Consider the following 25,848-nt stretch of genomic DNA (forward strand, 5'->3'; position numbering starts at 1 on the left):
GTGCCGAAGATGGACCGGCCCTGGGCTGCGGATTAGACAGGGTGAGCCGCACGGGTTGCTGAAGGTTTCTCAGGAATGGATCGCGACCTGTGGTCGGGGCTCGCCGTTTTCGCGGCCATCGTCGAGGCCGGCAGCTTCGCCCGGGCCGCAGTGCGCCTCGGTCTATCCGCCTCCGCCCTCAGCCACGGCATGCGAACGCTCGAAGCCAAGCTTGGCGTCCGACTCCTCGATCGGACCACGCGCTCGCTTGCCCCGACGCAGGCCGGTGCAGATCTCCTGCAGAGCCTGCGTCCGGCCCTGGCATCCGTCGAAGGGGCGCTCGGCGCCCTGGAGATGAACCGTGAACGGCCCGCCGGTCGTATCCGGGTGAACGCGCATCGACCGGCGGCCGTGCACGTTGTCCTCCCTCGCCTAACGGGGTTCGCGGTCAGCTATCCAGACATTGCGGTGGAACTCGTGGTCAATGACGGCCTCGTGGACATCGTGGCCGAACGCTTTGATTGCGGGGTTCGACACGAGGGCGAACTGCAGCGCGACATGATCTCGGTGCGGATCAGCGATCCCGTGCCACTCGTCTTCGTAGCCGCGCCCGCCTACCTTGAAGCCTGCGAGGCCCCGGGTGCGCCCGACGACCTCGGCCAGCACCGCTGCCTCTGCTACCGCTACACCTCCTCGGGCACGATCCACGTCTGGGAGTTCGAGCGGAACGGGCGTCGGTTCGAGCGTGCGGTGACCAGCTCCTTCGTCACAAACGATGTCGACGTAATGCGCGACGCCGCAGTCGCGGCGCTCGGTATTGCCTGCCTGCCGCGGCCACATGTGAATGGTCACTTGGGGAGTGGCGCGCTCGTCGAAGTGCTTGCCGGGTGGGCACCGGTTCTGCCGCCGAACCACCTCTACTATCCAAGCCGTCGACAGCCCAGCGCGGCATTCCGTGCCTTTGTAGAGGCTATGCGTGTGTGAGCGGCTACAGGTCCGCTTTCTCCTGCTTAGCGGACGTTCGAAGCGACAGCTGGGGAAGTCCGCAAGGGGTCAAGATCGAACCTCCGGCCGCCACGTTTACAGAAGCTGGAAAGAAGGCTGGGAACGAACGACGCTAAAGCGGCTCCTCTCATTTCGTACAGCTTCGAAGGTCGCCGGATGCCCTCCTCCGCCGGAACGTTCGTTTCGCTCACCAGATTGCTCCTCAGAGTGAGCGCAAAGCGTGAGGTGCCCGTGGACTCATGACGATACCTGCACATCCAATAGATCCGCCGAGGCCCTGTCGAACTCTCTTAGTCGCGACCATGCGAAACGAAGGACCGTACATACCAGAATGGCTCGCCTACCACCGTGCCATCGGATTTACAGATATTGTCATTTGCACGAACGATTGTGTCGACGGTTCACCCGCACTCCTCGACCGCCTTCAGGCTCTCGGTTTGCTCACCCATTTGCCCCATATCGTTGCGCCGGGAGACAAGCCCCAACTCGCCGCCTATGCCCGCGCCGAGTCACTGCCCATCTTGAAAGAGGCAGACTGGGTGATGGTGCTCGATGCAGACGAGTTCCTCAACATCCATGTCGGCGAGGGGCGCGTGCTAGACCTGATCAGGGCCATTCCCGGAAGCACCGCCGCTCTCGTCAATTGGCGCATATTCGGAAGTTCCGGTCACCGCACATGGTCTCCGAGCTTCGTGACGGAGCGGTACACCCGGGCAGCACCTCTCGGACACGGCGTCAATCGGCCTTACAAGACGCTCTTCACGAGGACCGAAGCTTACGACTGCAAGCTGTTGCCGCATCAGCCACGCTTCCCACGCCCGGAGGCACTGCGCACACTTCGCTATGTTGATGGAGCAGGTTCAACACTGCCCGCCCGCTTCTACGATGAGTCATGCGAGGACTTTCTGCAATCAGAGCCGGGAGCAGTCTCCTGGAAGCTCGCGCAGATCAACCACTACAATACCCGTTCCTGGGAGGACTATATCGTCAAGCACCGGCGAGGCGGTGGCCTGAACGTCGATTGGGCGCGCGAGGCGAACTGGCCTGTCTTTGACCGTAATGAGGAGGAAGATCTCAGCATCGCGGCCAAGCTGCCAGCAGTCAGGGCCAGCTACGACAATCTCTTGATGGATGAGGGAATCCGTACTCTCCACGAGCAATGCTGCCACTTCTACGCGGCGCATGTCGGTGTGCTAGCGCGCGATGTCACCGCAGCCTACTGCGGCTCAGAACCATGTTGAGGGCGACGGATCGTGGCGGAACCTTTCACCTTCGGCATCCCCCTAATCGCGCGTGATGCTGCTTCGAACTGGCCGCTGGTTGAGGCGCTGCTCGGCTTGACCCTCAGGTCGGTCGCGGCTCAGACCGATCCGTCGTTCCGGGTGGTCATCGCTGGACATGACCGACCAGCCATTGCGCCCTTTGACCCTCGGATTACCTTCATCGCCGCCGATTGGCCGGCCGAATCCGTCCGTCCTGACAATCTCGACAGTGGACGCAAGAAGCACCTGATTTCACAACATATTCTTGCGCAAGGCGGCGGCCTGCTGATGTTCCTCGACAGCGACGACTGGATCGACCGCCGGCTTGTTGAGGCGGCACGGACCATGATCCCGTCCAAGGCACTGGGCGGCTACATCGCTAACGGATTCATTGCCGACATTCGAGCGAACCGAGCCGTCCACCTGCCAGATGAGCACATCTTCGACGGCGGCTTTCAGCGTCTGTGCGGTTCGAGCGTCGTCGCGCGGCTTGTCCCCGAAGCGCCTGATGCGCTACGCCGCGACCCCCACGCTGTCCTGCACGAGCACTATCGTTGGCCGGAGACCGCGCAGGAGCGCGGCGGGGAGGCTGTCCCGCTGCCCGTGAACGGCGTGTACGTGATCAACAGCTCTGTGAATCACTCGGAAGTTCACGGCCCCTTCAGTTCCTGGCGCCGCAGTTTGAGCAGCGCAGTTGGGAAAGCTGGCTTTCCGATGAGCGATGAGTTTTTGTCGGAGTTTGGGCTGAGGGCGCAGGACGTCGCGCAAACTCTTGGGCGCCATTTGCGGGGATTGCAGATGGGGTGAATCCAGCCAAGAGTTCGCCTCGACCGTGTTAGACATCGTGCCAGAAGTTAATGCGTCCTGTGTTCCGCTCTGTGCCACCTCCGGACCCTCGGCATACGTGGCTAGAATGGCCGCTTGGCTCCCGAGAGCTGCCCTGGGCTTAGAATAGTCGGTCCGGCGGCTACAACATCCTCGAGCGGCGGTCGTCCAACCCCGAGGGGAGCGTGTAGCGCGCTGCGCCACGTGTTACAGTTCTAGGAAATCCTGTGGGTTCAGGCGGTCTGAGCGCAAACCTGCTATCGTAATGGCCACCGCGACCTGTCGATGCTGGCCGTGAATGGCCGCGGAAGGCTTGCATGAGGCGATGCGTTGCCCTCGTACTGTAGTGGGCGAAGAATGCCTCGACCTCGTCGAGCATGCCGGGTCGCAGGTCGTCGAGCGCGTGGATGTGCGCGTGGGTTCGGGCCTTCACGGCCACGCCGACCAGCCGATCGTTGCGTTCCCAGGTGCCGTCCCGCTCGCACTGCTCGGCCTCGATGACGCCGACTAGGCGCGCCTCCAGCAGACAGCCCGGGAAGGCGGGCGCATCCAGCAGGAGCAGGACGTCGAGCGGGTCCCCGTCGGCGCCCTTCGTCGAGGGGATCATGCCGAAGTCGTAGGGGAAGCTCGTGGCTTCGGGCAGGACCATCTTGAACAGGAAGGCGCCGAACGCGTCCGCGTAGGCGTACTTGTTTGGGCTGCCCTTCGGGGTCTCGACGACGACATGGACGTGGCCGTCCTCACCGAAGGTGGGCAGGCGGCTAAGGGGCGGGATGGTCTGGGTCAAGGTCGGGCTCCGGCGCGGCGCCGCGATGGAGCCGCAGCTTGGGCAACCCGGGAGGGGGGCGCGGGGTCCGCGGGCGGACCCGGGCGCCGGGCGCGCTCGACTCCGCAGTGGCAGCGTAATGGGTGACGTCACCTAGCACGCGTTCTTCCGGAAAAGCCCCGTCGAGGAGCGTCCAGGTGCAGCGACCACTCTTTCATGTCCGGGCCCCACGATGACTGCCTCGGACGGGAACGGCGGATATGATGGCGGAGCGAAAGATCTCGAACGCGAAGACGTCGCGCCCGCGCTCGTCCGCATGGGTCAGGAAGCCCGTCCGCTCTCGCCTCAACTACGCCGTCAGGCGCCGTTCGGCCGTGGCACCCAGCACGAACCAGGCGCCCAAGTCGTCGCGCCACTGCACCGTCTCGCCGACCACCGGTCGGCTCGGCCGAGGCGTCCTCATGCATCACCTCCCCGCGGTGGGCGAGCCAGCGCATCTCTCCGGTGTCCGCCATCCGGACGCGCATCTCCGCCTAGGGCAGCTCAGCCGGCCTCGCCCACGCTTGGGTCGAGCAACGGGCCGCCCTCAGAGACGAGAGTGTTGACCGAGGTAACCGAAAGGGTTTCGGCAGGCACGACGCCGAGCAGATTGCAGGACGAAGGCACACGGTCCCCCAGCCAAACTCTGTTGCTGGGCAGAGGCACCTGTCGGGATCTGGCCACGCTGTTCGTCGAGGCGGTCCTCAGCCTCGGCTTCGGAGCCCGCGTCGTCTCGGGCTAGCTCTATGATCCGGCTGACGGCCTATTGGGCTCGGCCGACGGCGGTACTACCCATGTTTGGTCCGAGGTCTACCTCCCGGGGAAGGGGTGGATCACCTTCGATCCGACCAACCGAAGCGTGGGGGCGCGAACCTCATCCCGGTTTCCGTGGCGTGCGATATCCGCCAAGCCATCCCGGCGACCGGCAGCTTCATCGGACCATCCGATACCTTCCTGGAGATGTTCGTCGAGGTTAGCGTTCGCGGCCGTTCTGCCCTGCATGGCCTGTGCATAGCCCAGAACATCCCAAGTGGGGCTTAGGCAAGCACGAGCCCGCCGAACTCCTTGCCGGACGGCGCGCCAGGACCACGGAGGAATGCCGGCTCAGCTTGGGCTTCATCACCCTTGATGAGGCTGGCACTATCCGGAAGCTGCGTTCGGCGCAGCCTCATGTTCGCCTTCGTCATCTGCCACTGAGCTGACACGACTGACACTATGCGCCCGATGCATCGGTGCCGGACCGTCGTTGACGAAATCCCATAATGCCGAGCCAGATTGACCGCATGTCGCTGCGTCCATCCTTTCCCCAATCCGCCTTTCTCTCGGGTGGTGGGCACATGGGTGCACAGATGCGAGCCCACGACTGGTCCGCCTCGCCCCTCGGCTGGCCCGAGACTTGGCCGCAGTGGCTGCGCTCGGCCGTGAGCCTGATGCTCGGCTCCAAGTTCCCGATGTTCGTCGCCTCGGGGCCGGACCTCGGCTTCGTCTACAACGACGCCTATGCCGACATCCTCGGTGATAAGCACCCAGGCGCTCTCGGGCGGCGTTTTCAGGACGTTTGGGCCGAGATCTGGTCAGACCTCCTGCCGCTCGTCGACGCGGCCATGGCAGGCGAGGCGACCTGGGCGGAGAACCTCCCGCTCACGATGAACCGGCGGGGCTACGACGAGCTGACCTACTTCACCTTCTCGTACTCCCCCGTTCGGGACGATGCCGGCGCAGTCACTGGAATGTGCTGCATCTGCACGGAGACGACTGCCAAGGTCCAGGCTGAGGAAGCTCTCCGTGCGAGCGAGGCGCGAGCCTCCGGCGTGCTGGAGGGTATGACCGAGGGGTTCATGCTCCTCGACCGCGATTTCCGGACCTTGCAGATCAACGCGGAAGGTCTCCGTCTTGAGGGACGCCCGGCGAGCGAGATCGTGGGCCGCTCACATTGGGACGCATACCCAGGCGCGGAGCATCTGCCGGTCGGGCAGCTCTATAAGCGCGTGATGCAGGAGCGGATCCCAGGAACGCTGGAGCACCGTTACGTCTGGCCGGACGGCCACGCCGTTTGGCTGGAGGTTCGGGTCTATCCCTCGCTCGATGGCGTTGCTGTCTTCTACCGCGACGTGAGCAAGCGCCGAGAACGTGAGGAGGCACTGCGCGAGGCCGAGGCACGGCTGCGAGGGCTTGCCGATAACTTGCCGGGCGGCATGGTCTACCAGATCGCGATGAATCGTGACGGCTCGAACCGGCGCTTTCTCTACGTATCACGTGGCTTCGAGCGCATGACTGGCGTTCCGGCCGAGGCCGCACTGCTTGACCCGGCAGCAGCCTACGACCTGATTCTGCCCGAGTATCGTGCGGGCCTTGAAGCGGCGGAGCACGCCGCCATCGGGGACCTGACGCCCTTCGACTTCGAGGCTCCGTTCCGGCGGGCCGATGGCGAGGTGCGCTGGAGCCGCATCATCTGCGCGCCTCGCGAGTTGGCGGACGGTTCGCTGGCACTGGACGGCATCCAAATCGACGACACGGCCCGCAAGCGGTTCGAGCAGCGTCTGCAGGAGAGCGAGGCCAAGTTTCAGGCCATCGCGAACTCAATCGACCAGATGGTCTGGTCGACTCTGCCCGATGGCAATCACGACTACTACAACCAGCGTTGGTACGACTACACCGGCATGCAGGGAGGATCGACTGACGGAGAAGGCTGGAACGGGATGTTCCATCCAGACGATCAGGATCGCGCTTGGTCGACTTGGCGCCGCAGCCTCTCTACCGGCGAGCCATACCGCATCGAGTACCGCCTCCGGCACCGCTCCGGGCAGTACCGCTGGGTGCTCGGACGTGCGCAGGCCGTGCGCGACGAGGCAGGTAACATCTGCCGATGGTTCGGCACCTGCACGGATATCCAGGAGCTCGTCGAAGCACGGGACGTCCTCGCGCGCAATCGGGGTGAACTTGAGCGGCTGGTGGCGGAGCGAACGGCTGATCGGGATCGGATGTGGCGGCTGTCGACCGACATCATGCTCGTCGCGCGCTACGACGCGACCATTGAGGCGGTGAACCCGGCCTGGGGAACGCTGCTCGGCTGGAGCGAATGGGAAGTCGTCGGACGCGCATTTACCGACCTCGTTCATCCCGACGACCAAGCCGCTACCTTGGCCGAGGTGAGCAGACTGGCCGAGGGTCTGACTACCCTCAGGTTCGAGAATCGCTACCGACATAGCGACGGCGGCTATCGCTGGCTTTCCTGGACGGCCGTGCCAGCCGAGGACCGCATCCACGCCGTCGGCCGCGATGTCACGGCCGAAAAGGAATCTGCTCAAGCCCTCGCCAGGACCGAGGAGGCCTTGCGGCAGTCGCAGAAGATGGAGGCCGTAGGTCAGCTCACCGGTGGCATCGCGCATGACTTCAACAACCTGCTCACCGGCATCTCGGGCAGCCTCGAACTGCTCCAGACCCGCATGAGCCAGGGCCGGCTGACGGACATCGACCGCTACATCAACGCCGCCCAGGGTGCCTCGAAGCGTGCCGCGGCCCTGACCCACCGGCTTCTCGCCTTCTCCCGCCGCCAGACGCTTGACCCTAAGCCAACCGACGTCAACCGCCTGGTCTCCGGTATGGAGGAGTTGATAAGGCGCACCATCGGCCCGGAGATCACCTTGGAGGTCGTTGGGACCTCGGGCTTATGGCCAGCGCTGGTCGATCCGAGCCAGCTTGAGAATGCGCTGCTCAACCTCTGTATCAACGCCCGCGATGCGATGCCGGACGGCGGCCGCATTACCATCGAGACCGCCAACAAGTGGCTTGATGAACGCGGTGCCCGCGAGCGCGACCTGGAGCCCGGCCAGTACCTCTCGCTCTGCGTGACCGACACCGGCACCGGCATGCCACCCGAGGTCATCGCCAAGGCGTTCGAGCCGTTCTTTACCACCAAGCCCATCGGCCAGGGCACCGGTCTTGGCTTGTCGATGATCTACGGCTTTGTCCGTCAATCCGGTGGGCAGGTTCGGATCTACTCTGAGGTTGGTGATGGCACTACGATGTGCCTCTACCTCCCGCGCCACTATGGCCCCACGGATGGCAGCGATGAGATGCCAAACCTTTCCGACGCGCCGCGTGCGGAACAGGGACAGACCGTGCTCATCGTCGATGACGAGCCCACCGTCCGGATGCTGGTGACAGAGGTGCTGGAGGACCTCGGCTACACTGCCATCGAAGCCGCAGACGGGGCGGCCGGCCTCAAGGTGCTCCGGTCGGACGTCCGCATTGACCTGCTCGTCACCGACGTGGGTTTGCCCGGCGGCATGAACGGGCGCCAGATGGCGGATGCCGGGCGTGTTGTCCGACCCGATCTCAAGGTGCTCTTCATTACCGGCTACGCCGAGAACGCTGTCGTCGGGAACGGATATCTCGAACCGGGCATGCAGGTCCTGACGAAGCCCTTCGTCATGGAGGCGCTCGCCAGCCGCATCCGGGAGCTCATTGACGCGCCTGGACTGATTGCCGCGCCACACCGTGAGGGTCGGCAACGATGAGGGGCTTCGGTCTACGAAAGCTAGAGGCGGCACGCCGCCACGACCGATTCCGGTAGGCTGAAGGTGGTGCTGTAGTCGGGCGCGCTTTCGAACGTGAGGCGGAGCAGCGTGGCTGATCTCCGGCGGCCCCTTAGGTGGTTGCCTCGCTCAGGCCGCATGCAGCGCTACCTACGTCGCCATGAGAGCAACGCCGCGCGCATCTAGCGCCTTGCGGCACCCCGTTACTGCTGCAACTCAGAAAACCAAGCCTGCTACGAGGCCATGGAGCCGAACGAGAATGGTAGCGACAGCCCAGTGAGCCACGCGATCAACACGGACTTTCTCACTGGGGGCGGGGAGATGGGTGCGCGGATACGTGCCTACGATTGGAGCTCAACCCCGCTTGGTCCCCCGGACACGTGGCCGCAATCGCTGTGCTCTGCGCTAAGCATCTGCCTCCACTCTGGCTTTCCCACCGCGATCTACTGGGGACCGGACCTGCGCCTTCTCTACAACGATGCCTGGTCCGTCATCCCCGCCGAACGCCATCCATGGGCGCTCGGGCGTCCGGCGCGCGAGGTCTGGCCAGATATCTGGGACGTCATCGAACCTCAGTTTCGGCAGGTGCTCGACGGCGAAGGCTTCACGACGTTCGACCAGATGCTGGCGATGGAGCGCGACGGTACCGCCGGCGAGTCGTACTGGAACTACAGCTTCACGCCCATCCGCGATGAGAGCGGTGCCGTCGCCGGAATCTTCAACCAGGGCCACGAGACCACCGAGCGCGTGATGCGTGCACGCATCCAGGAGGCGGAGGCTGCCCGGCACCGCCGGTTGTTCCAGCAGGCCCCCGGCTTCATCACCGTGCTGCGCGGTCCCGACCACGTGTTCGAGTTCGTAAACAACGCCTACGAGCGACTGTTCGGTGACCGTGGGTACGTGGGCAAGACCGTAAGAGAGGCGTTTCCCGAACTCGAAGGTCAAGGCTTCTACGAGTGGCTGGATGAGGTGTACGCCTCCGGCAAACGTTTCGTCGCTGAACGCATCTCCGCCGAGCTCCGCCATCCCGGTGCTGCTACAGGACTGCGCTTTCTCGATTTCATCTACGAACCGATCCTGGACGAGGCGGGACAGGTCTCGGGCATTTTCTGCGAGGGCTTCGATGTCACCTCCGCCCATCTGGGTGAGCAGGCGCTTCGAGAGAGCGAGGAGCGCCTCCGGGTGTCTCAGGAGGCGGGTGGCATCGGCACCTTCGAGCTGCTGCCTGAGACTAGCGAGATCGTCGTCTCCGATCAGTTCTGCCGCTTGTGGGGCGTCTCCCCAGTCGAGAGAAAGCCCGTCAGCTTCTTCCTCGACATGATCCATCCGGAGGACCGGGAGCAGGTCTCCACCGGCCGAGTCGAGTTGCCGCAACAAGCCTTGGACTACATCGAATATCGTATCCGCCGGCCCGACACGGGTGAGACACGTTGGATGGCCCGCCGCGGCCAAGCGGTGACCGACGCTGCGACAGGTCTGAAGCGGTACTTTGGTGTCTCCTACGACATCACCGCGCGCAGGGAAGCCGAGGAGGAACTTCGTAGGCTCAACGAGACGCTGGAGGCGCGGGTCGCCGAGGCGCTGGCCGAGCGGAAGCTGTTTGCCGACATTGTTGAGGGGACGGATGCCTTCGTCCAAGTTGTCGATGCCGAGTTCCGTTGGCTCGCCATCAACCGGGCCGCGGCCGACGAGTTCGAGAGGATCTTCGGTACACGGCCGTCCATAGGTCAGTCGATGCTCGACCTTCTCGCCCACCTTCCGGAACACCGCGATGCGGTGAGGGACGTGTGGAGCCGAGCGCTGGCTGGCGAGGAGTTCACGGAAGTCGCGCAATTCGGTGCTCCCGCTCGTGACGCGCGCTTCTACGAGATGAAGTACCGCGTTCTGCGGGCGCCTGACGGTGCCCTGCGCTGCACTTACCAGTTTGCCTACGACGTCACGGAACGAATGCAGGAGCAGACCCGTCTGGCGGAAACCGAAGAGGCGCTGCGTCAGGCTCAGAAGATGGAGGCGGTCGGTCAACTTACCGGGGGCGTAGCTCACGACTTCAACAACCTGCTTACGGTGATCAAGTCGTCCACCGATCTGTTGAAGCGTCCCAATCTCCCCGAGGACCGGCGTCAACGCTACATCGGCGCGATCTCCGATACTGTCGGGCGCGCGGCAAAGCTAACCGGGCAACTCCTGGCCTTTGCGCGTCGGCAAGCGCTGCGCCCCGAGGTGTTCGACGTGGGCCAGGGGGTCAGGGCCTTAAGCGACATGGTCGGGACGCTGACCGGGTCGCGCATCCGGATCGACACCGACATCCCCCGCGAGCCCTGCTTCATCAACGCGGACCCGAGCCAGTTCGACACCGCTATCGTCAACATGGCGGTCAATGCGCGCGACGCCATGAATGGTGAGGGGCGCCTCACCATCACCGTGCACCCTGTGTCAGTCATACCGGCAATCCGCAGGCATCCCCCCGTGACTGGTGACTTCGTGGCGGTGTGCATCGAGGATACCGGGACCGGTATTGCGTCCGAGGACATCGACCGGATCTTCGAGCCGTTCTTCACCACTAAGGAGGTCGGCCAGGGCACCGGGCTCGGTCTGTCTCAGGTGTTCGGGTTCGCCAAGCAGTCGGGCGGGGAAGTGCGCGTGCAGAGCGAGGTCGGGAAGGGCACGATGTTCGTGCTCTACTTGCCGCGCGTGACAGCGGAGGCCGCAGCCCCGACCACCGAGTCCGAGCCTCTGGTTGACGGGCACGGCACGCGCGTGCTGGTCGTCGAGGACAACATCGAGGTCGGTACCTTCGCGACCCAGACCCTGGCAGAGCTGGGTTATGTCACGACCTGGACCACGAACGCCGCGGAAGCACTGGCCGAATTGGCCAAGGACGCGGCCTCGTTCGACGTCGTGTTCTCAGACGTGGTCATGCCCGGGATGAGCGGGATCGACCTTGGTCATGAGATCCGCCGCCTCTACCATGACCTGCCGGTGGTATTGGTGAGCGGCTACAGCCATGTCCTGGCGCAGAACGGCACCTGCGGCTTCGAGCTCCTGCACAAGCCCTACTCGGTCGAGCAGCTCTCACGCGTCCTGCGGAAAGCCGTGACTTGGAAGCGCCGTCGAGGGATCGTAGCCGCTCCAACACGTTAACGTCAGTATGGCGACGGACTTGCCTGGAAAGTCCATAGACGCGACGGCTTGGCCGCGCCACGGTGCTACGCATTGAATGCCGACCCTGCGGCACCGCTTATCAGAAGTGTTGTCGTGGCATCAAAGTTCTCTATCCCGCCAGCTTGGGCGGCGAAGCACCTGCGCCATGCCAACGATGCCGCCGGGGTCGCTCTGTGGTCGTGGAACCTCGACACCGACACGTTACCATGGACGAACGGGCGTTCGCCCTCCGGGGCTTGCCACAGAGTGCGTCCGTCCGCTGCCAGGTGACGAGGGCAAGGCCGCGCTCCTGGGCGACCTGCTCGCGATCCTTCTGAGACCCTATGACGACATGGGCGCGTCCAGCGGGCGCATCCGTGGCTCGGTGCCGAGGATGGGCGTGGGCGAGGCCGCCGCCACCACCCTGGCTCTTGTGGTTCATGAGCTGGCGACGAACTCGCCCAAGTACGGGGCCCTGTCAGTGCCCAGCGGCACGCCCGAGGTGTCGGGAACGGACCAGGAAGAGAACCTGATCATGGCGTGGACGGAGCGGGGTGGGCCCACCCTCAAGCCACCCAGCGGCCCTGGGGGTACGGAAGCAAGCTGCTGGAGCGGGCGATGACGCACCAGTTGGATGGGTCGGTCAACCGCTCCTGGGATGAGGCCAGCATCGTCGTCAACCTCACGATGAGCAAGGCATTCCTCGTGAAGTGAGGCGGCCGAGCCTTTCGATTGCCGGTAGCACGTAGCGCAGGCGGTAGTACGCAGCTGGCGATCCTGATTGCCCTTGGGCGTTCTGGGGTAGGCCGGCGGCGTGCTGTGCACATCGCGGTCATGAAGTGAAATCGGCGAGTATGCTCGGCGGCATGGCGGCCGTGCCGTTTCCAGCAACCGGGCAACTTTCGTCGCCAGCCGCGTTACCCTGCGCATGACCACCGAAGTCCGATCGACCGTTCTGAATTCGCCCGTCCCGCATCCTGAGCGGGTCACGCTCGCCCGCGATTGGGGCAGCACGCCGCTCGGGCATCCGCATGCCTGGTCGGCGGCCCTGAAGACCCTGTGCGAGGTCATCGACGGCTCGGCCCAACCGATGTTCATCGTCTGGGGATCCCAGCGCGTCCTGATCCACAACCAGGCCTATGCCCCGATCCTGGCGCAGAAGCACCCTGGAGCGCTCGGGCGGCCCTTCCTCGAAGTCTGGTCCGAGATCAGGGACGAACTGTCACCTCTGGTCGAGCGAGCCTATGCCGGCGAAGCCGTCCGGATGGACGACATCACCCTCATGATGTGCCGTCGAGGTGTCGTCGAGGAGGCACACTTCGCCTTCTCGTACACGCCGATCCGGGGAGAGCACGGGCGGGTCGAAGGCTTCTTCTGCGCCTGCTGGGAGACGACCGAACAGGTGCTCGCCGAGAGAGAAAGGCGCGCTGTCGAGGAGCGCCTAATCAAGCCACGATATGAAATACACGTGCGCACCGACCAATACGAAGCCCATTGGCGGACGACCGCTTTCGAAGAACTCCGATACGGGCATCAGCGGCAACCTTGGATCGGGGCCAGAGGGGCCGATCCAGGGACAAGGGCCAGGGCCTGGTGCGCCGCCTTCGTGAACGCCGTGCTGGAACGCTCTGGCCGGCGCGGCTCGCGCAGCCTCGCGGCTGGATCGTTCGAGGGATGGGGTGTGGGCCTGAAAGAGCCGGCGCTCGGATGCATCGCCACGAAGAAGCGGGGCAACTCGTCTTGGCGGCGGCATATCGGCTTCGTCGTCGGCGCGAACGCCTCGACTGTCTACCTCCTGTGTAAGATCGAAGTTAGCTTGAGGCATGGGTTCGCTCCATCCGAGAGTTAGAGGCTCGGTCGAGTTGGCACTCGGCCGGGCCTCGTCTGTTCTGGATGACCGAAGCTTTGCTCCTCGATATTCTGGATGCCGCTGCAATGACGGCGATGGTTAGACAGCGAAGGACGCCTGGCAATAGTCCTGATACCGAATCAGCTTTTCCTCGCGGGCTCGCCGATGCTTCTCATGCCGATGTCTTCAGGCTCATGCCGGTGGTCCTGCCCGATGCCCGTTCAAACGACGATGCGTTTTTGGCAGTTGACGCCTGGGCGAAACTGATTCCGTCCAGGCAATTCGCAGGGCTTTGCGGCCAGTTCACGCTTTCCGTGAGATCAATCAGGCGAGGCTGGCGGATTGAGCAGACCGCCGCGTGATGTGTGCATTTCGGTAGAGCGTCAGTGCCCCCACGATCGAGAACATCGCGGCACATGCGAGCCAAAGGCCTGGCATCGCTTTATTACCCGATGCATGGATCAGGTAGGTGCAGATCGCTGGCGTGAAGCCACCGAAGATCGCTTGTGCCAAGCTATAGGCAAGCGAGAAGCCGGTGGCGCGCACCTCGGCCGGCATGATTTCAGTCAAAGTGACGACCATGACGCCCTGGTAGCCGCCGTAAAGGAACGACATCCACATCAGCGTTGCCAGAAGCCGGCCGAATGACGGGTCGGAAACAAGCCATGCCATGATCGGGTAGGCGGTGACCCCGATAAGCACCGAGAAGGTCAGGAGAACCGGCAGACGGCCAACGCGGTCCGACACTGCGCCCATGACAGGAACCCATATGAAGTTCGCGAGGCCGACGCAGACCGTGACGATGAAGCTGTCCTGGTCGCTCAGTCCCAGCACTTGTCGCGCATAGGTCGGCGTGTAGGCCGTGATCATGTAGAAGAACACGCTCGTCAGCGTGACGAGGAGAACGGCTTTCAGAACGATTGCCCAGTTCTGAAGGAGCGAACGATAGATCTCACCAAGCGTTACACGACGGTGCTTGGCGCGCTCGGCGAACTCCTCGCTCTCTTGCATCGAGCGGCGGATCCAAAACAGTACCGGGATGATCAGGCAGCCTATCAGGAATGGGATGCGCCAACCCCAGCTGAGCATCTGATCCTCGGAGAGGAGGCCACGCAACGTGACGCCGATCACGGCAGCGAACACGACGGCGACCTGCTGGCTCGCCGATTGCCAGCTCACATAGAAGCCACGGTTCCCAGGCGTGGCGATCTCAGACAAGTAGACTGATACGCCGCCGGATTCGGCGCCCGCCGAAAAGCCTTGGAGCAAGCGTCCGATCAGAACGAGGATCGGGGCGGCGATGCCGATCGAGGCGTAGGTCGGCGTGAAGGCGATTAGGGCGACACCGACGGACATGATCGCCAGGCTCATGACCAAGCCTGCGCGTCTTCCGTGCCGATCGATGTAGGCGCCGAGCACGATGGCGCCGAGCGGGCGCATCAGGAAGCCGACGCCGAACGTCACCAGCGACAGCATCAACGAGACGAACTCGTTGTCGTTGGGGAACACGGCCTTCGCCACCGCAGCGGCATAGAAGCCGTAGACCATGAAGTCGAACATTTCGAGGAAGTTGCCGCTGACGACGCGGAATACGTCTTTCTTCGTCGGCGGCGTTTTCACCGTGGCGTCCATGTTCCCTCTCCCGACAGTAGGGTGGTTTTCATCCGGACTTCCCCGGAGTCGATGAACAGCGCCAAATTGTTCTATTATATGGAACGCCGTTTCATGTTCAACTACGCTAGTGAATGGTGCCATTCTCCGTCAATCGAAAAGATGCAGCATAGTATCTTCGTTTGTCCCGCGGCTGCATGAAATCATTGAAGGTTTCGCTGCTCAGGCGAGCGGCGACCTTGACGAGCATCCGCACTCCAAACTAGAATTATACGAGACGCCGTATTGAATAGTGGAACGATGGACAGCACGCTGATCAAAGGCCTGACGGTTCTTGAGCACCTCGCCGGCAGCGAAAAGCCGCGCGGTGTCAGCGATTTGGCACGCTCTCTGAACCTCACGAAGAGCAACGTGCACCGCACGCTGCAGACGCTGGTCGCTGCGGGCTACGCACGCGCCACCCCGGCCGGCACCTACGAGTGCACGCTGAAGCTGTTCGAGCTGGCGAGTTCCGTCCTGGCCCGCATCGATGTGCGGCAAGTTGCGGAGCCTTACATGCGGGCGCTGGCCGAGCAGACGCAGGAGACGATCCACCTCTCGCTCCTAGACAAGGCGGACGTCATCTACCTGCACAAGATCGAGAGTCCGCATCCGGTGCGGGCCTATTCTTCGATCGGCGGCCGCGCTCCGGCCTACTGCGTGGCTTCTGGCAAGGCGCTGCTCGCCTATCAGGAAGAGGCGCTAGCGCACTTGCCGGAGCTGCTTCAGGTCCACACGTCCCGCACGATCCCGAGCTTGGACCTCCTGCGCCGTGAACTCGAACAAGTCCGGATCCAGGGATTTGCAATCAATCGAGGCGAGTGGCGTGAGGGTGTTTGCGGGCTCGCCGCCATCGTCCACGATGCGATGGGGCGCCCCGGCGCCGCAATCGGCATTTCTGGCCCTGCCGACCGCCTGAACCCGGCGGCCCTGCGCCGCTACAGCGATGTCGTCGTCGACGTGGCCCGCAGCCTGTCCCGAGCGCTCGGCTACAATCCCATCACCCTCTCGTCACACCACGCGCCGCGGGCCGCCCAGGGTCACGCACCCTCGGGCGCGACCGCCGAGTTCGCCTGATCGAAGGAGTAAGGCTTTGCGACCGCTTTCCGGTATCCGGGTCATCGAGTTCTGCAGCGTCGCTGCCGGTCCGTTCTGCGCCATGCTCCTCGCCGACATGGGCGCGGATGTCATCAAGGTAGAAAACCCAGACGGTGGCGACACCATGCGGGCCTGGCCTCCCATCAGTGAGGGCTACAGCGAGAACTTCGCCTCGCTGAACCGCAATAAGCGTTCGGTCACGCTCGACCTCAAGGATCCGACCGACAAGGCGCGGGCCCGAGACCTCATCCGCTCCGCCGATATTGTGCTGGAAAACAACCGCCCGGGTGTCATGCAACGGCTCGGCCTCGACTATGCGACGGTCAGCGCCGACCGGCCCGCCCTCGTTTACTGCTCGATCTCGGCTTACGGGCAGGAAGGGCCGCGCTCGAAGGAAGCTGGCTTCGACCTCACTCTGCAGGCGATGAGCGGCGTGATGAGCGTGACTGGCGAGCCCGGTGCACCGCCGGTCAAGTGTGGCGTGCCGATCTCCGATTTCGGCACTGGGCTCTACGCGGCCTACGCCATCGCGGCCGCACTGCTCCAGGCACGCGCCAGCGGCAGGGGGACTCATATCGACGCCTCGATGTTCGGCGCCTCGCTGGCGATGGGCGCGCTCCAGACCAGCGAGTACTTCGGCAGCGGTCGCGATCCTCGTCGACTCGGCTCCGCGCACCCGCGCAACGCCCCCTACCAAGCCTTTCGCGCCAAGGACGGCTACTTCGCAATGGCGGCGGGCAACAACGCGCTCTATCGCTCATTCTGCAACGCGATCGAGCGGCCGGACCTGTTCGACGACCCGCGTTTTGCCTCGACGGTCTTGCGAGCGCAGCACCAGGGCGAGCTTCTCAAGATCTTGGAGCAGCTCTTCGCGGACTTTACCTGCGAAGAGCTGCTCGCGCGCTTCCGCGCGGTCGGCGTGCCCTGCTCGCCGATCAACAGCTACTCCGAGGCGCTCGCCGACCCGCAGGTCGCGCATATGGGTTGGGTGCAGCCGGTGAGGCTGCCGTCGGGCGTGGAGACACGCACCTTCGTCTCCCCCCTGAGGTTCTCGGGCGAAGGATTTCCAATCTACCGGGACCCGCCGGCTCTTGGCGAGCACAACGAGGATGTGTTCGGAGCCGAACCGTCGGCGGCCGTCCTGGCCCGTACGGCCTAAGGAGGATCCGCGATGAGCGAGCTTCTCGTCGAGCGCGACGGCACCACCCTGACCCTCACGCTGAATCGACCGGACAAAATGAACGCGCTCTCGGCCACACTGGTCGAAGCCCTCCTCGAACAGGTCACCGAGGCGGGCCGCACCGATATCCGCCTGCTCGTGTTCAAGGGTAACGGCCGCAACTTCAGCGCCGGGTTCGACTTCGGCGGTTACGAGGATCAGTCCGAGGGTGATCTGGTTCTGCGCTTCGTTCTCGTCGAGCAACTGCTGCAGGCCGTCCGTCACGCGCCCTTCGAGACGATGGCTCTGGCGCACGGGCGCAATTTCGGCGCCGGCGTCGATCTGATCTGCTCCTGTGCGCGCCGCATCGGTGATCCGGGCGCGACCTTCCGGATGCCGGGGCTCGCTTTCGGCCTCGTGCTCGGCACCCGCCGCTACGCTGAGCGCGTCGGCGAGGCCCGCGCCCGCACGGTCCTCGGCGACGGCCTCGTCTTCGACGCCGATGAGGCCCTGCAGGATGGCTTCCTGACGGGACGCGTCCCGATTGCGGAATGGCAGGAGGCCGTCGCGAACGCCGCGGAGGCGGCTTGCCGGCTCTCACCCGATGTGGCTGCGGCCCTGTTCAGCGCGACCACGGCCGACACCCGGGGGCAGGATCTCGCCGATCTCGTCACCTCCGCCGCCCGTCCGGGGCTGAAGGAGCGCATCCGCGCCTACCGCGCCCAGACATCCTTACATCGGGAGAAACGCCCGTGAGTCTTGGCACACCGAAGATCGTCCCCCTCAGAGATCTTGCCGCCCGCGTGACCGACGGCAGCTCACTCGCCCTCGGCGGCAGCTTCCTGCACCGCGGTCCCTTCGCCCTCGTGCGCGAGCTGATCCGTCAGGGGCGCAGGGACTTGGAGGTCATCAAGCAATCCCCCGGCTACGATATCGACATCCTCTGCCGCGCCGGGGCGCTCGGTCGGGCACGCGCCGGCATCGTGGCGATGGAGGGCAATTTCGGTTTGGCACCGTGGTATCGGCGCGCGGTCGAGACCGGTCAGATCCGCCTGGAGGAGCACGCCTGCGCGAGCCTCACCGCGGGCCTGCGCGCGTCGGCCTTCGGCGTGCCCTTCATGCCCTGCGGCGGCATTCACGGCTCCGATCTGCCCGCCCTGAACGGGTGGAAGACGGTCGAGGACCCCTACGGCAGCGGCGAGACGGTCTACGTCATCCCGCGGATCACCCCGGACTTCGCCATCATCCACGCCAACGAGGTCAGCGAGGAGGGTGACGTGCGCGTCTACGGCACCTCGCACTGGGACCGCATCATGAGCCGGTCCGCCAAGCGCGTCCTCGTCGTCGCCGAGCGCGTCGCGTCGGGCGCTTCCTTCCGTGACCAGCCGGAGCTGACCCTCGTGCCCCATTTCCTCGTCGAGGCCGTCAGCATCGTCCCCGCCGGTGCATGGCCCGGCTCGTGCTGGCCGCACTATGCGGTCGATTACCCGGCAGTCGAGGCCTACATGGACGACGCCCCAGGTGTGCTCCAAGCCCACCTCGACACAGCACCCGAGGCGCGGGAGGCGGCCCATGTCTGAGTGGTCCGCCTTCTCCTACGTCGTGACGAACCTGGCCCGGTTCGTGCGGCCGAATGAGATCACCTTCAGCGGCGTCAACTCGGCCCTGCCGATGCTGGCCTGCCTGTTGGCGAAGCGCGCATATCCGTTCGCCTTCACCTACATCAACGTGGCGGGCGGCGTGGACCCGAGTCCTTCGCAGGTGCCGATCTCCTCCTCCGATCCGGTGCTGGCGGAGGGCTCCCGCTCGATCTTCGCCAACGAGGACTTCTACGACCTCTGCACCCGCGGGCAGATGGACCTCTGTTTCCTCGGTGCGGCTCAGGTCGACGGGCTTGGACGCACCAACGTCTCCTGCATCGGCGATTGGCACGCCCCAAAGGTGCGCCTCCCGGGCGGCGGGGGCGGCGCCGTGATGCTGCCGACCGCGCGCCGGGCGGTGACCTGGCGAACCGAGCACTCCCGCCGGACCTTGGTCGAAACGCTGGATTTCATCACCGCCTCTGGCGGCATGCACGGCGTGGTGACGCCGATCGCGGTCTTCACGAAACGCGATGGGCGCCTCGTCCTGGCCTCCTGGCATCCGGGGGCAAGCCTCGACGAGGTTCGGGATCGGACCGGGTTCCGCTTCGAGGCCGACGGAGCGGAGCCGACGCCGCCGCCGACCCCGGCCGAAGCCGAGGCACTCACCGCTCTCGACCCGGACGCTGGGTTCGAACGCGATGCGGCGATCCGCCTGCGCTGACACAAGCATATAATGGGAGGAGCCAGGGCATGACGGCATCGATCAGCGCGCGCCTGCGAGAGGCGATCGCGCAGCATGCGCAGGCCGGCCGGACGGCTATCGCCGGACACGCGCCCGTCACCTACGCCGAACTGGGTCAGTTGATCGACGGCTACGCTGCGGGCTTCCGCGATTGGGGTATCACGCGCGGGGTCAAGGTCGGCATCATCGCACCGAAGATTGTCGCTGCGATCGCCGCCTACTTCGGCGCCATGCAGGCAGGAGCCTGTGTCTGCTTCATTGAGCCCGGGCTTGCGCCCGAGGCCGTCGCCGAGCAGGCAAAGACGGTCGGGATGCGCCACCTCGTCGTCGATGAAAGTCTGATCGACCGCTTTGCAGATCAAGCATCCCAAAGCCTCTCGGTGCAGGGTTTGGGCATCCTGAACAGCGGCGGCGCCTTCGTCGATGACGGTCTTAGCAGCAATGACAGCGCTATGCTGCTATTTACCTCGGGCAGTACTGGCCGACCGAAGGGCGTTGTTCTATGCCACGATAACCTGATCTGTAATGCGGACGGGGTGCTACACCACACCGGCACGAACTCGCAGGACCGGCTCCTTCACGTCATGCCACTCTACCACACGAACGGCGTCAACAATCAGCTGATCGTTCCGTTCCTAGCCGGCGCCAGCCTGATCCTCCACGACCGCTTCAAACCGGAGACCGTCATAGAAGCGCTACGGAACGACGGGCCCACATACATGACCGGCGTACCGACGATCTACGCGCGGCTGCTCCCGCATCTCGAACCCGGCGAACGGTTTCCGACTCTCCGCTTTCTCCGCTGCGGCTCGGCACCAATCACGCCGACGCTTCACCAGCAGATCGAGGCCGCTTTCGGCGTACCGCTGCTCGTCTCCTACGGCTTGTCGGAGGCTACCTGCACCTCGACGATGAACCCGCCTGAACGTCGTAAGATCGGCACGATTGGCACAGTGCTGTCCGGGCAAGCCGTCCGCCTGTTCGATCCCGTCACCAACGCTGAGGCTGCGCATGGAAGCGAGGGCGAGATCCGAATCGCAGGGCCCGCCCTCATGGCCGGGTATCTTGGGAGCACGGAGCAGCCGATAGTCGATGGCTGGCTGCGGACAGGCGACCTCGGGCGCTTCGACGACGATGGCTTCCTCTCGATCACCGGTCGCATCAAGGACGTGATCATCCGCGGCGGCGAGAACATCTCTCCCGCTCTGATCGAGCGTCATCTGACGACACATCCGGCCGTCCGCGACTGTTGCGTGGTGGGTGCACCGGACGCCGATCTCGGTGAGGTGCCGGTCGCCTTCGTGGTCTTGAAAGAGGGGGAGCGACTCGACGAGCCCGCTCTCAAGGCCTTCGTGAAGGGCTCTCTTGCACGCATCTACGTACCTGCCGAGATCCGCGGCGTCGAAGTGTTACCAACGAACAGCGTCGGTAAAACCGACCGAAAAGCTCTGCGGAACATCCTGGCAATTGAAACCCATCGCTAAGCCCAAGCCACTTGCAGGCAATCGTGTCGGCGCGCCTGTGACCTGAGTGGTGCCAAGACGTCATCACCAGCCTGAAATCCACTCCTTTTCAAGTATTATATAGACTTGCTGGGATCCTCCTTCTTTGTGACGGTAGCGGACTGGGCGCAAGCCTTAGTGCACCCAGCTTACTGCAACTGCCGCTGCATAACTGCGACTGATAGCAATATCCTCCAGCCGAAATTGTCTGCTCCGTTGCCTCGGCAGTTTAGAAGCAACCAAGCCACGCTCGCTGAAATTGGCCTTGTAAATACGCATTCAAGCTACCTGAAAGCGGACTCTCTAAGGGACTGGCATAAGCCCTTTGGCCGGTAGCGGTATTGACGGCGGCCGTTCTCGCTGATGATTGGCTCACCACGCGTACGAGGGGGCGCTCTGACTAACAGGGCGTGTCGGTCGGACAGGACAGTTAAGTCAACGTTGACGGAGTTTCTGACGTGGCAGACAGAGCGCAGCGCCCGCAGTCAAGGACGGCCTTGGTCGCCTCTGTCGCCTTTGCCATCGTTCTAGCCGCGGCCGGTACGGTTGGATGGCGCTGGTACCACTACGTTACAGCCGGAGACTCGCCCTACGATGAGGTCGGGATCGAAGTGAACCGGAGGCTGCCTGAGTCGCTTCGCGCCTGGGGTTGCGCGCGTATCAAGGAGCGCTTTCCGCGTGCGGTACCGCCCTACGGATGTCAGTCGGGGCAGGTCTGAGCCTTCGTCACCTCGACCTCTTCCTCGGGAGCGTCTGCCGCAGAGTTTCTATAGTCCGGAGAGTCCCGGCCAGAGCGATGCCGGCCTCCTGTCGCCCCCAGTTGCTTATGCCGCTGCGCCTGTCTGGCGGGATTGCAGAGGCTTCGGCCTGACCGATCAGGCCGCTACCATGTGCTCGATGTCCGCGCGCGTCGTGTAGACGCATCCGCTGATCTTCGCGTGTCCCAGGTCGGTGCGTGTCGCGGCAATGCGCAGTGCCAGCCCCGACATCGAACCGTCAGGGAAGGCGCTGCGCGCGGCCAAGTCGAGCGACAGCGGCGTATCAGCGGCAATCTCCGATCGGCTTAGATGCGAACACCTCGCCTCATCCTCGCTCCCTCGCCCCCTCGCCCCCTCGCCCCCTCGCCCCCTCGCCCCCTCGCCCCCTCGCCCCGACGGCGACTTCGGCGAACATCTGGCCGGATGACAAGGTGCCCTTGGTCGCCTACGCAGAAGCTTAGCCATTTGGCCTCGATGCCCTGCCATGCCGATCCGGCGCGGGTACCGCTTCTTCTACCCCATCGACTCGCCGCAACTCTCAACGGGGATCCGTTTCGGCCGCACTAAAGGGCGATGCGAGGCATGCGCCCGTCCGGGTAGGCGAACCGTGTTCTGCCTGGGCGACGGGCGCTGGTGGGACGAGGAGGCGGCTTCCTGGCGCGACGGAGCGGGGCAGATCGTCTGCCTCGCGGCCGGTGTCGATGACCTGCTCGGGGCTGCTCGCACTAAGCGGATGGCGCTGGCGGCCGCCCACCGAAACCACGACACGGCCGACAACAGCCCAACCAACCTCGCGGCCTTTTGCCAGCGCTGCCACATGGTCCACGATTGGGCTGAGCACCAGCGGCGGTGGTGGCGGGCGCTGTTCCGGCGGACGGCGTTGGGTGATCTGTTTCGCGGCCCCGACAGCTGGCTGAAAGCAATCGGATCCTCTCGTGCACCGACTGCGGGTCAGGCCAATCTCCCCGGTACGGCCCTGCAACGCTGCAGGCAGAACACTCGGGCATCCCACAATTTCTAATATTATTTAGAACAGGGTTACCGAAACTTAACCATGGTAGACGTGCGACAGATTCAGCAAGAAACCCTGCATTTTTAGGGCCGTTTATTAGAGAAGAAAATTCTCTGGAGCTCATTCCATGGTTTCATCGCGCTTTCCTGATGCAGTCGTTGTTTGGCTCGATCCTAGACGTCGAGATTCTGGTGTCAAATTTGTTGAGAGTGTTCCGGAAGCCCTCTTCGCGTTGCATCACCACGGCTTGGAAGAGGTTATTCGAAGTGATCGTTCGGATCTTTGGAAGGCGGCTGCAGGAGCGTTAGTGCAAGCCGAGGTCGATCCAAACACAAGCAACTTGCGAGCAGCCTACGAGGCCTTCCTTCGACTAGTGAAGTTTGTTGCTCCGGTGCCATCAAGGGTCAGGATGATGGTCTCTCCCCGAAGGCCGCGTGAGAGGGTAGATACGCTCTTCCTCATGACATGACCCTGCATCACAGAGAGTACGTCCGGGTGCTGGACGCAGGGAGATAAAGCCCCTGTTTATCCCGTAGCCAAGCCATCGAAACCAGACACTGATCGCGCCGGTATCTCGGTGCCGATCAGGAGCCTCTGAACGGTGAATGATGTGAGACTGGCATCCGCCGGTCAGCCCCTACGGCTAGAGGGACGCGCCGGCCGCACGCGAACGAGGTGTACGCGGCAGCCGGCTACACTCGCAGACGGGAGCCCTGACGCTTAACCGCCGCGATGGGAAACCGGACTGCTTCCAGGCGCTTCGTGCCTTGCGGCTCCCGCCATGAACAGCGAACCAGCTCGCGTCGGGATCGGTTACAGCACCATCCCGCAAAAAACGCTGTGCCTCCGGTCAGCGCAAGAGCAGCGATGAAGTTCGTCATCACCACGAACACGCCGGATGGGCCTTTGTCCTATCAGACCGTGTCGCCCGAGATCGCCCTGGCTCGTGCCAAGGTTCTTGCGGAGACGTGGCGGCAGGACGTGACCATCCAGGATATGAACGGTCGCGTTTACGATCTCGACGCGTTCGACACCTGTTTCGTCAGGTCCGGCTCAGACGGTGTGGTTCCGGGTCGTAAAAGCTGAGGCTACGCCCTCAGACGCTCGGTATTCGCAGCCACGTGTTCACGGTAGCGCGCAAACACGGTCTCGTGCGTGCCGCCGGTCAATAACGTGGTGGTTGCCTCAGTGGCGGCCGCGATCTTCTCGAACACCATTGAATTCATCTCAGCCCATCCTTCCTGACCGCCCCAGGCGAGCCGTACCAGACGCAGTTCGATGACCCGTTGCGCCTCAAGTGCGAGCAGCAGGGAAGCGAAGAAGGGATTGAACAAGCAAAAACTCCCGACCGCGTGAGGCAGCAGGGTGGCAACCGGCGCCTAACAGTGGGTGATCCCAATCTGGGCAGTTAGTCGCAGGGATTGATGGTTCGTCAGCGCACCAGCGTAGGGAAGCTGAAGGTGCAGACAGCCTCTCGTTGGATAGGCTGACGCTAAGCCAGCCCATCGCTTTCACTCCTGGCTACGAGGGGCCGTCCTCAGATCAGCCGACCTGGAGCTGACCGGCCGACTCCTTGCCACTCCTGCGGTCGATTTCGACCTCGTAGGACACCTTCTGGCCCTCAGCGAGTTCGCGGAGGCCGGCGCGCTCAACCGCAGAGATGTGCACGAACACGTCCTTGCCCCCATCGTCAGGCTGGATGAAGCCGTAACCCTTCGTGCCGTTGAACCATTTCACCGTGCCAGTTGCCATGTGTGTGTCTCCTGTTGCGGACGAAGAACCTAACCTCCCAAGTGGGCTTTTTGTGCCCGGAAGGTTGGCTTCCTGAGGCGCAGATCCGTACCCGATCCTTAATCTCCGGGCAGCGGCCTCTTCCTCATGGCCTCGGTTTTTCGCCGTGTGAGGCTGCCGGATGGCGTCTCGCAGATGATCTGCGCGGGTAGGCTCCGGGTACCTGCCTCGTCGGCCGGGCCATATCCACCGCAGCGAAATTCGCGAGGCCAACAAGTGCCCCTCCACGTCTGCCAGACGGTGACAGGCTGCCGGTCTCTTCCTCTGCTCCAGATGCCGGGACCGACGGGAAGCCGTTATCGCATGAGCGAAACACCAGCGACAGGTTGTGGCGGCTTGAGTCAGTTCCCCTGCAAGCTGACCCTCACCGCTGCCCCTTGCAGACCGGACGGGTACACGACTCGCAGGTTAGCGGTTTGAACCTGCTGCCCGTCAGAGGCTGAAGAAGGATCCGACAAGCGCCGCTGGTTAGCTAAAAGCTTGTCCGCCTCATGCGCGGGAAGCGCACCATGTGGAGCTACCATCGCAGCCAAGAGCTTACGCGTCTTTCGATCAACAGCGGACGAACGGCCAGCTGGCTCGAACTCCGCTGCTGCGTGTCGCTCCCCCGTCTTACCCTTGAATACCCTCGGGCCGGAGGTTGTGATGACGATGTCGCCCTTGCGCAGCGTGCTGTCATGCATGAATGCTGCGTCTGGATTACCCGCGTACTCCCGCAGATCGAGAGAAGCAGCGGGGGGCTGCGCCTTGTCCGGCGGCGCGGCTACCTTCGCAGGCTTCGGCAGTGACGCGTAGCGCACCTTCGGTTTCACCTGCAGTTGCGATTCCTTCAACTGCCGGCGGCGAGCTGACTGGCGTCCATCCCGCAGGCCGTCGGCGCGCCTAGCCGAGCCGGAGCCACTGTTCACCTGCCCGTATGAGGAGGATTGGTCGGCAGAAGGGGCGATCGGCTGCGGAGTTTGGGCGGGCTGAGGTGAGAAGAGCTGCTGGAACAGACCGCCGAGCCCGCCTTCTTCCGCAGCCCGCACGTGTGCGGCGGAACTGACCACAACACCGCATGCGGTCACTGCAACCATCACATGGTGAACAGCGCGTACCTGGGGCAGCATGACACCTCCTGAGCAGCCCCGAGATGAGGCTGACTACAGG

General features: G+C 63.9%; 19 protein-coding genes and 2 pseudogenes. 16 read left to right on the forward strand and 5 right to left on the reverse strand.

The genetic code is table 11. The features are described 5' to 3' along the window. Positions 1–75 precede the first annotated feature (75 nt). The 3 genes from FHU13_RS23810 to FHU13_RS23820 all read left to right on the forward strand — a co-directional run bounded on the left by FHU13_RS23810 (position 76) and on the right by FHU13_RS23820 (position 3,053). The gene (locus FHU13_RS23810; protein WP_183438322.1) at positions 76–963 is read left to right on the forward strand and encodes a LysR family transcriptional regulator; all 888 of its coding nucleotides are present in this window, start codon (positions 76–78) and stop codon (positions 961–963) included. Between the two features lie 323 nt (positions 964–1,286). Next, positions 1,287–2,225, forward strand: coding sequence for a glycosyltransferase family 2 protein (locus FHU13_RS23815; protein ID WP_183438323.1), 939 nt, complete (start codon positions 1,287–1,289; stop codon positions 2,223–2,225). Between the two features lie 12 nt (positions 2,226–2,237). Further along, entirely contained in the window at positions 2,238–3,053 is an 816-nt protein-coding gene (locus FHU13_RS23820) for a hypothetical protein (protein WP_183438324.1), read from the forward strand. A gap of 160 nt (positions 3,054–3,213) precedes the next feature. Here the strand turns inward: FHU13_RS23820 and FHU13_RS23825 are convergent, their stop codons facing one another. After that, positions 3,214–3,858, reverse strand: a complete 645-nt coding sequence (locus FHU13_RS23825; RefSeq protein ID WP_246714833.1) for an inorganic diphosphatase — start codon at positions 3,856–3,858, stop codon at positions 3,214–3,216. Between the two features lie 631 nt (positions 3,859–4,489). On the opposite strand from FHU13_RS23825, the pseudogene FHU13_RS28015 reads away from it, so the two are divergent. The 5 genes and pseudogenes from FHU13_RS28015 to FHU13_RS23850 all read left to right on the forward strand — a co-directional run. Further along, a pseudogene (locus FHU13_RS28015) lies at positions 4,490–4,917 on the forward strand (transglutaminase-like domain-containing protein); the annotation flags it as partial. Positions 4,918–5,138: 221 nt separating this feature from the next. Beyond that, entirely contained in the window at positions 5,139–8,396 is a 3,258-nt protein-coding gene (locus tag FHU13_RS23835) for a hybrid sensor histidine kinase/response regulator (RefSeq protein WP_246714834.1), read from the forward strand. A 261-nt stretch (positions 8,397–8,657) separates the two neighbouring features. Further along, positions 8,658–11,555 (forward strand): PAS domain-containing protein, encoded by a 2,898-nt coding sequence (locus FHU13_RS23840; protein WP_183438325.1) that lies wholly within the window; start codon positions 8,658–8,660, stop codon positions 11,553–11,555. A gap of 928 nt (positions 11,556–12,483) precedes the next feature. Next, on the forward strand, positions 12,484–13,404 hold the full coding sequence (locus FHU13_RS23845) for a PAS domain-containing protein (RefSeq protein WP_183438326.1): 921 nt from the start codon (positions 12,484–12,486) through the stop codon (positions 13,402–13,404). A 44-nt stretch (positions 13,405–13,448) separates the two neighbouring features. Further along, positions 13,449–13,766, forward strand: a complete 318-nt coding sequence (locus FHU13_RS23850) for a hypothetical protein (protein WP_183438327.1) — start codon at positions 13,449–13,451, stop codon at positions 13,764–13,766. Here the strand turns inward: FHU13_RS23850 and FHU13_RS23855 are convergent. Next, the gene (locus FHU13_RS23855; RefSeq protein WP_183438328.1) at positions 13,729–15,036 is read right to left on the reverse strand and encodes an MFS transporter; all 1,308 of its coding nucleotides are present in this window, start codon (positions 15,034–15,036) and stop codon (positions 13,729–13,731) included. The genes FHU13_RS23850 and FHU13_RS23855 overlap by 38 nt on opposite strands. 279 nt (positions 15,037–15,315) lie before the next feature. Here FHU13_RS23855 and FHU13_RS23860 point away from each other — a divergent pair, with 279 nt between their 5' ends. From FHU13_RS23860 to FHU13_RS23895, 8 genes and pseudogenes are all read left to right on the forward strand, one after another. Further along, positions 15,316–16,131 carry an IclR family transcriptional regulator gene (locus tag FHU13_RS23860; protein WP_183438329.1) on the forward strand — a complete coding sequence of 272 codons (816 nt, stop codon included), beginning with the start codon at positions 15,316–15,318 and terminating at the stop codon, positions 16,129–16,131. A gap of 16 nt (positions 16,132–16,147) precedes the next feature. Further along, positions 16,148–17,311 (forward strand): CaiB/BaiF CoA transferase family protein, encoded by a 1,164-nt coding sequence (locus tag FHU13_RS23865; RefSeq protein WP_183438330.1) that lies wholly within the window; start codon positions 16,148–16,150, stop codon positions 17,309–17,311. Between the two features lie 12 nt (positions 17,312–17,323). After that, positions 17,324–18,067 carry an enoyl-CoA hydratase/isomerase family protein gene (locus FHU13_RS23870; protein WP_183438331.1) on the forward strand — a complete coding sequence of 248 codons (744 nt, stop codon included), beginning with the start codon at positions 17,324–17,326 and terminating at the stop codon, positions 18,065–18,067. Further along, on the forward strand, positions 18,064–18,891 hold the full coding sequence (locus FHU13_RS23875; RefSeq protein WP_183438332.1) for a CoA transferase subunit A: 828 nt from the start codon (positions 18,064–18,066) through the stop codon (positions 18,889–18,891). The genes FHU13_RS23870 and FHU13_RS23875 overlap by 4 nt, the downstream gene beginning before the upstream one ends. Further along, positions 18,884–19,615 carry a CoA-transferase subunit beta gene (locus FHU13_RS23880; RefSeq protein WP_183438333.1) on the forward strand — a complete coding sequence of 244 codons (732 nt, stop codon included), beginning with the start codon at positions 18,884–18,886 and terminating at the stop codon, positions 19,613–19,615. The genes FHU13_RS23875 and FHU13_RS23880 overlap by 8 nt, the downstream gene beginning before the upstream one ends. A gap of 29 nt (positions 19,616–19,644) precedes the next feature. Continuing rightward, on the forward strand, positions 19,645–21,120 hold the full coding sequence (locus tag FHU13_RS23885) for a class I adenylate-forming enzyme family protein (protein WP_183438334.1): 1,476 nt from the start codon (positions 19,645–19,647) through the stop codon (positions 21,118–21,120). Between the two features lie 1,260 nt (positions 21,121–22,380). Further along, positions 22,381–22,800 (forward strand): annotated as a pseudogene (locus FHU13_RS23890) (hypothetical protein); the annotation flags it as partial. A gap of 975 nt (positions 22,801–23,775) precedes the next feature. Then, complete coding sequence (locus FHU13_RS23895; RefSeq protein WP_183438335.1) at positions 23,776–23,994, forward strand: hypothetical protein; 219 nt, start codon at positions 23,776–23,778, stop codon at positions 23,992–23,994. A gap of 2 nt (positions 23,995–23,996) precedes the next feature. Here FHU13_RS23895 and FHU13_RS23900 read toward each other — a convergent pair whose 3' ends face one another. From FHU13_RS23900 to FHU13_RS23910, 3 genes are all read right to left on the reverse strand, one after another. Continuing rightward, a complete protein-coding gene (locus FHU13_RS23900) occupies positions 23,997–24,242 on the reverse strand; it encodes a hypothetical protein (RefSeq protein ID WP_183438336.1) in 246 nt (81 codons plus the stop codon). 208 nt (positions 24,243–24,450) lie between these two features. Beyond that, positions 24,451–24,660 carry a cold-shock protein gene (locus FHU13_RS23905; RefSeq protein WP_056116659.1) on the reverse strand — a complete coding sequence of 70 codons (210 nt, stop codon included), beginning with the start codon at positions 24,658–24,660 and terminating at the stop codon, positions 24,451–24,453. Positions 24,661–25,040: 380 nt separating this feature from the next. Continuing rightward, the gene (locus FHU13_RS23910) at positions 25,041–25,808 is read right to left on the reverse strand and encodes a hypothetical protein (protein WP_183438337.1); all 768 of its coding nucleotides are present in this window, start codon (positions 25,806–25,808) and stop codon (positions 25,041–25,043) included. Positions 25,809–25,848 lie beyond the last annotated feature (40 nt).

Source organism: Methylobacterium sp. R2-1 (assembly GCF_014191355.1).
Taxonomy (GTDB): domain Bacteria; phylum Pseudomonadota; class Alphaproteobacteria; order Rhizobiales; family Beijerinckiaceae; genus Methylobacterium.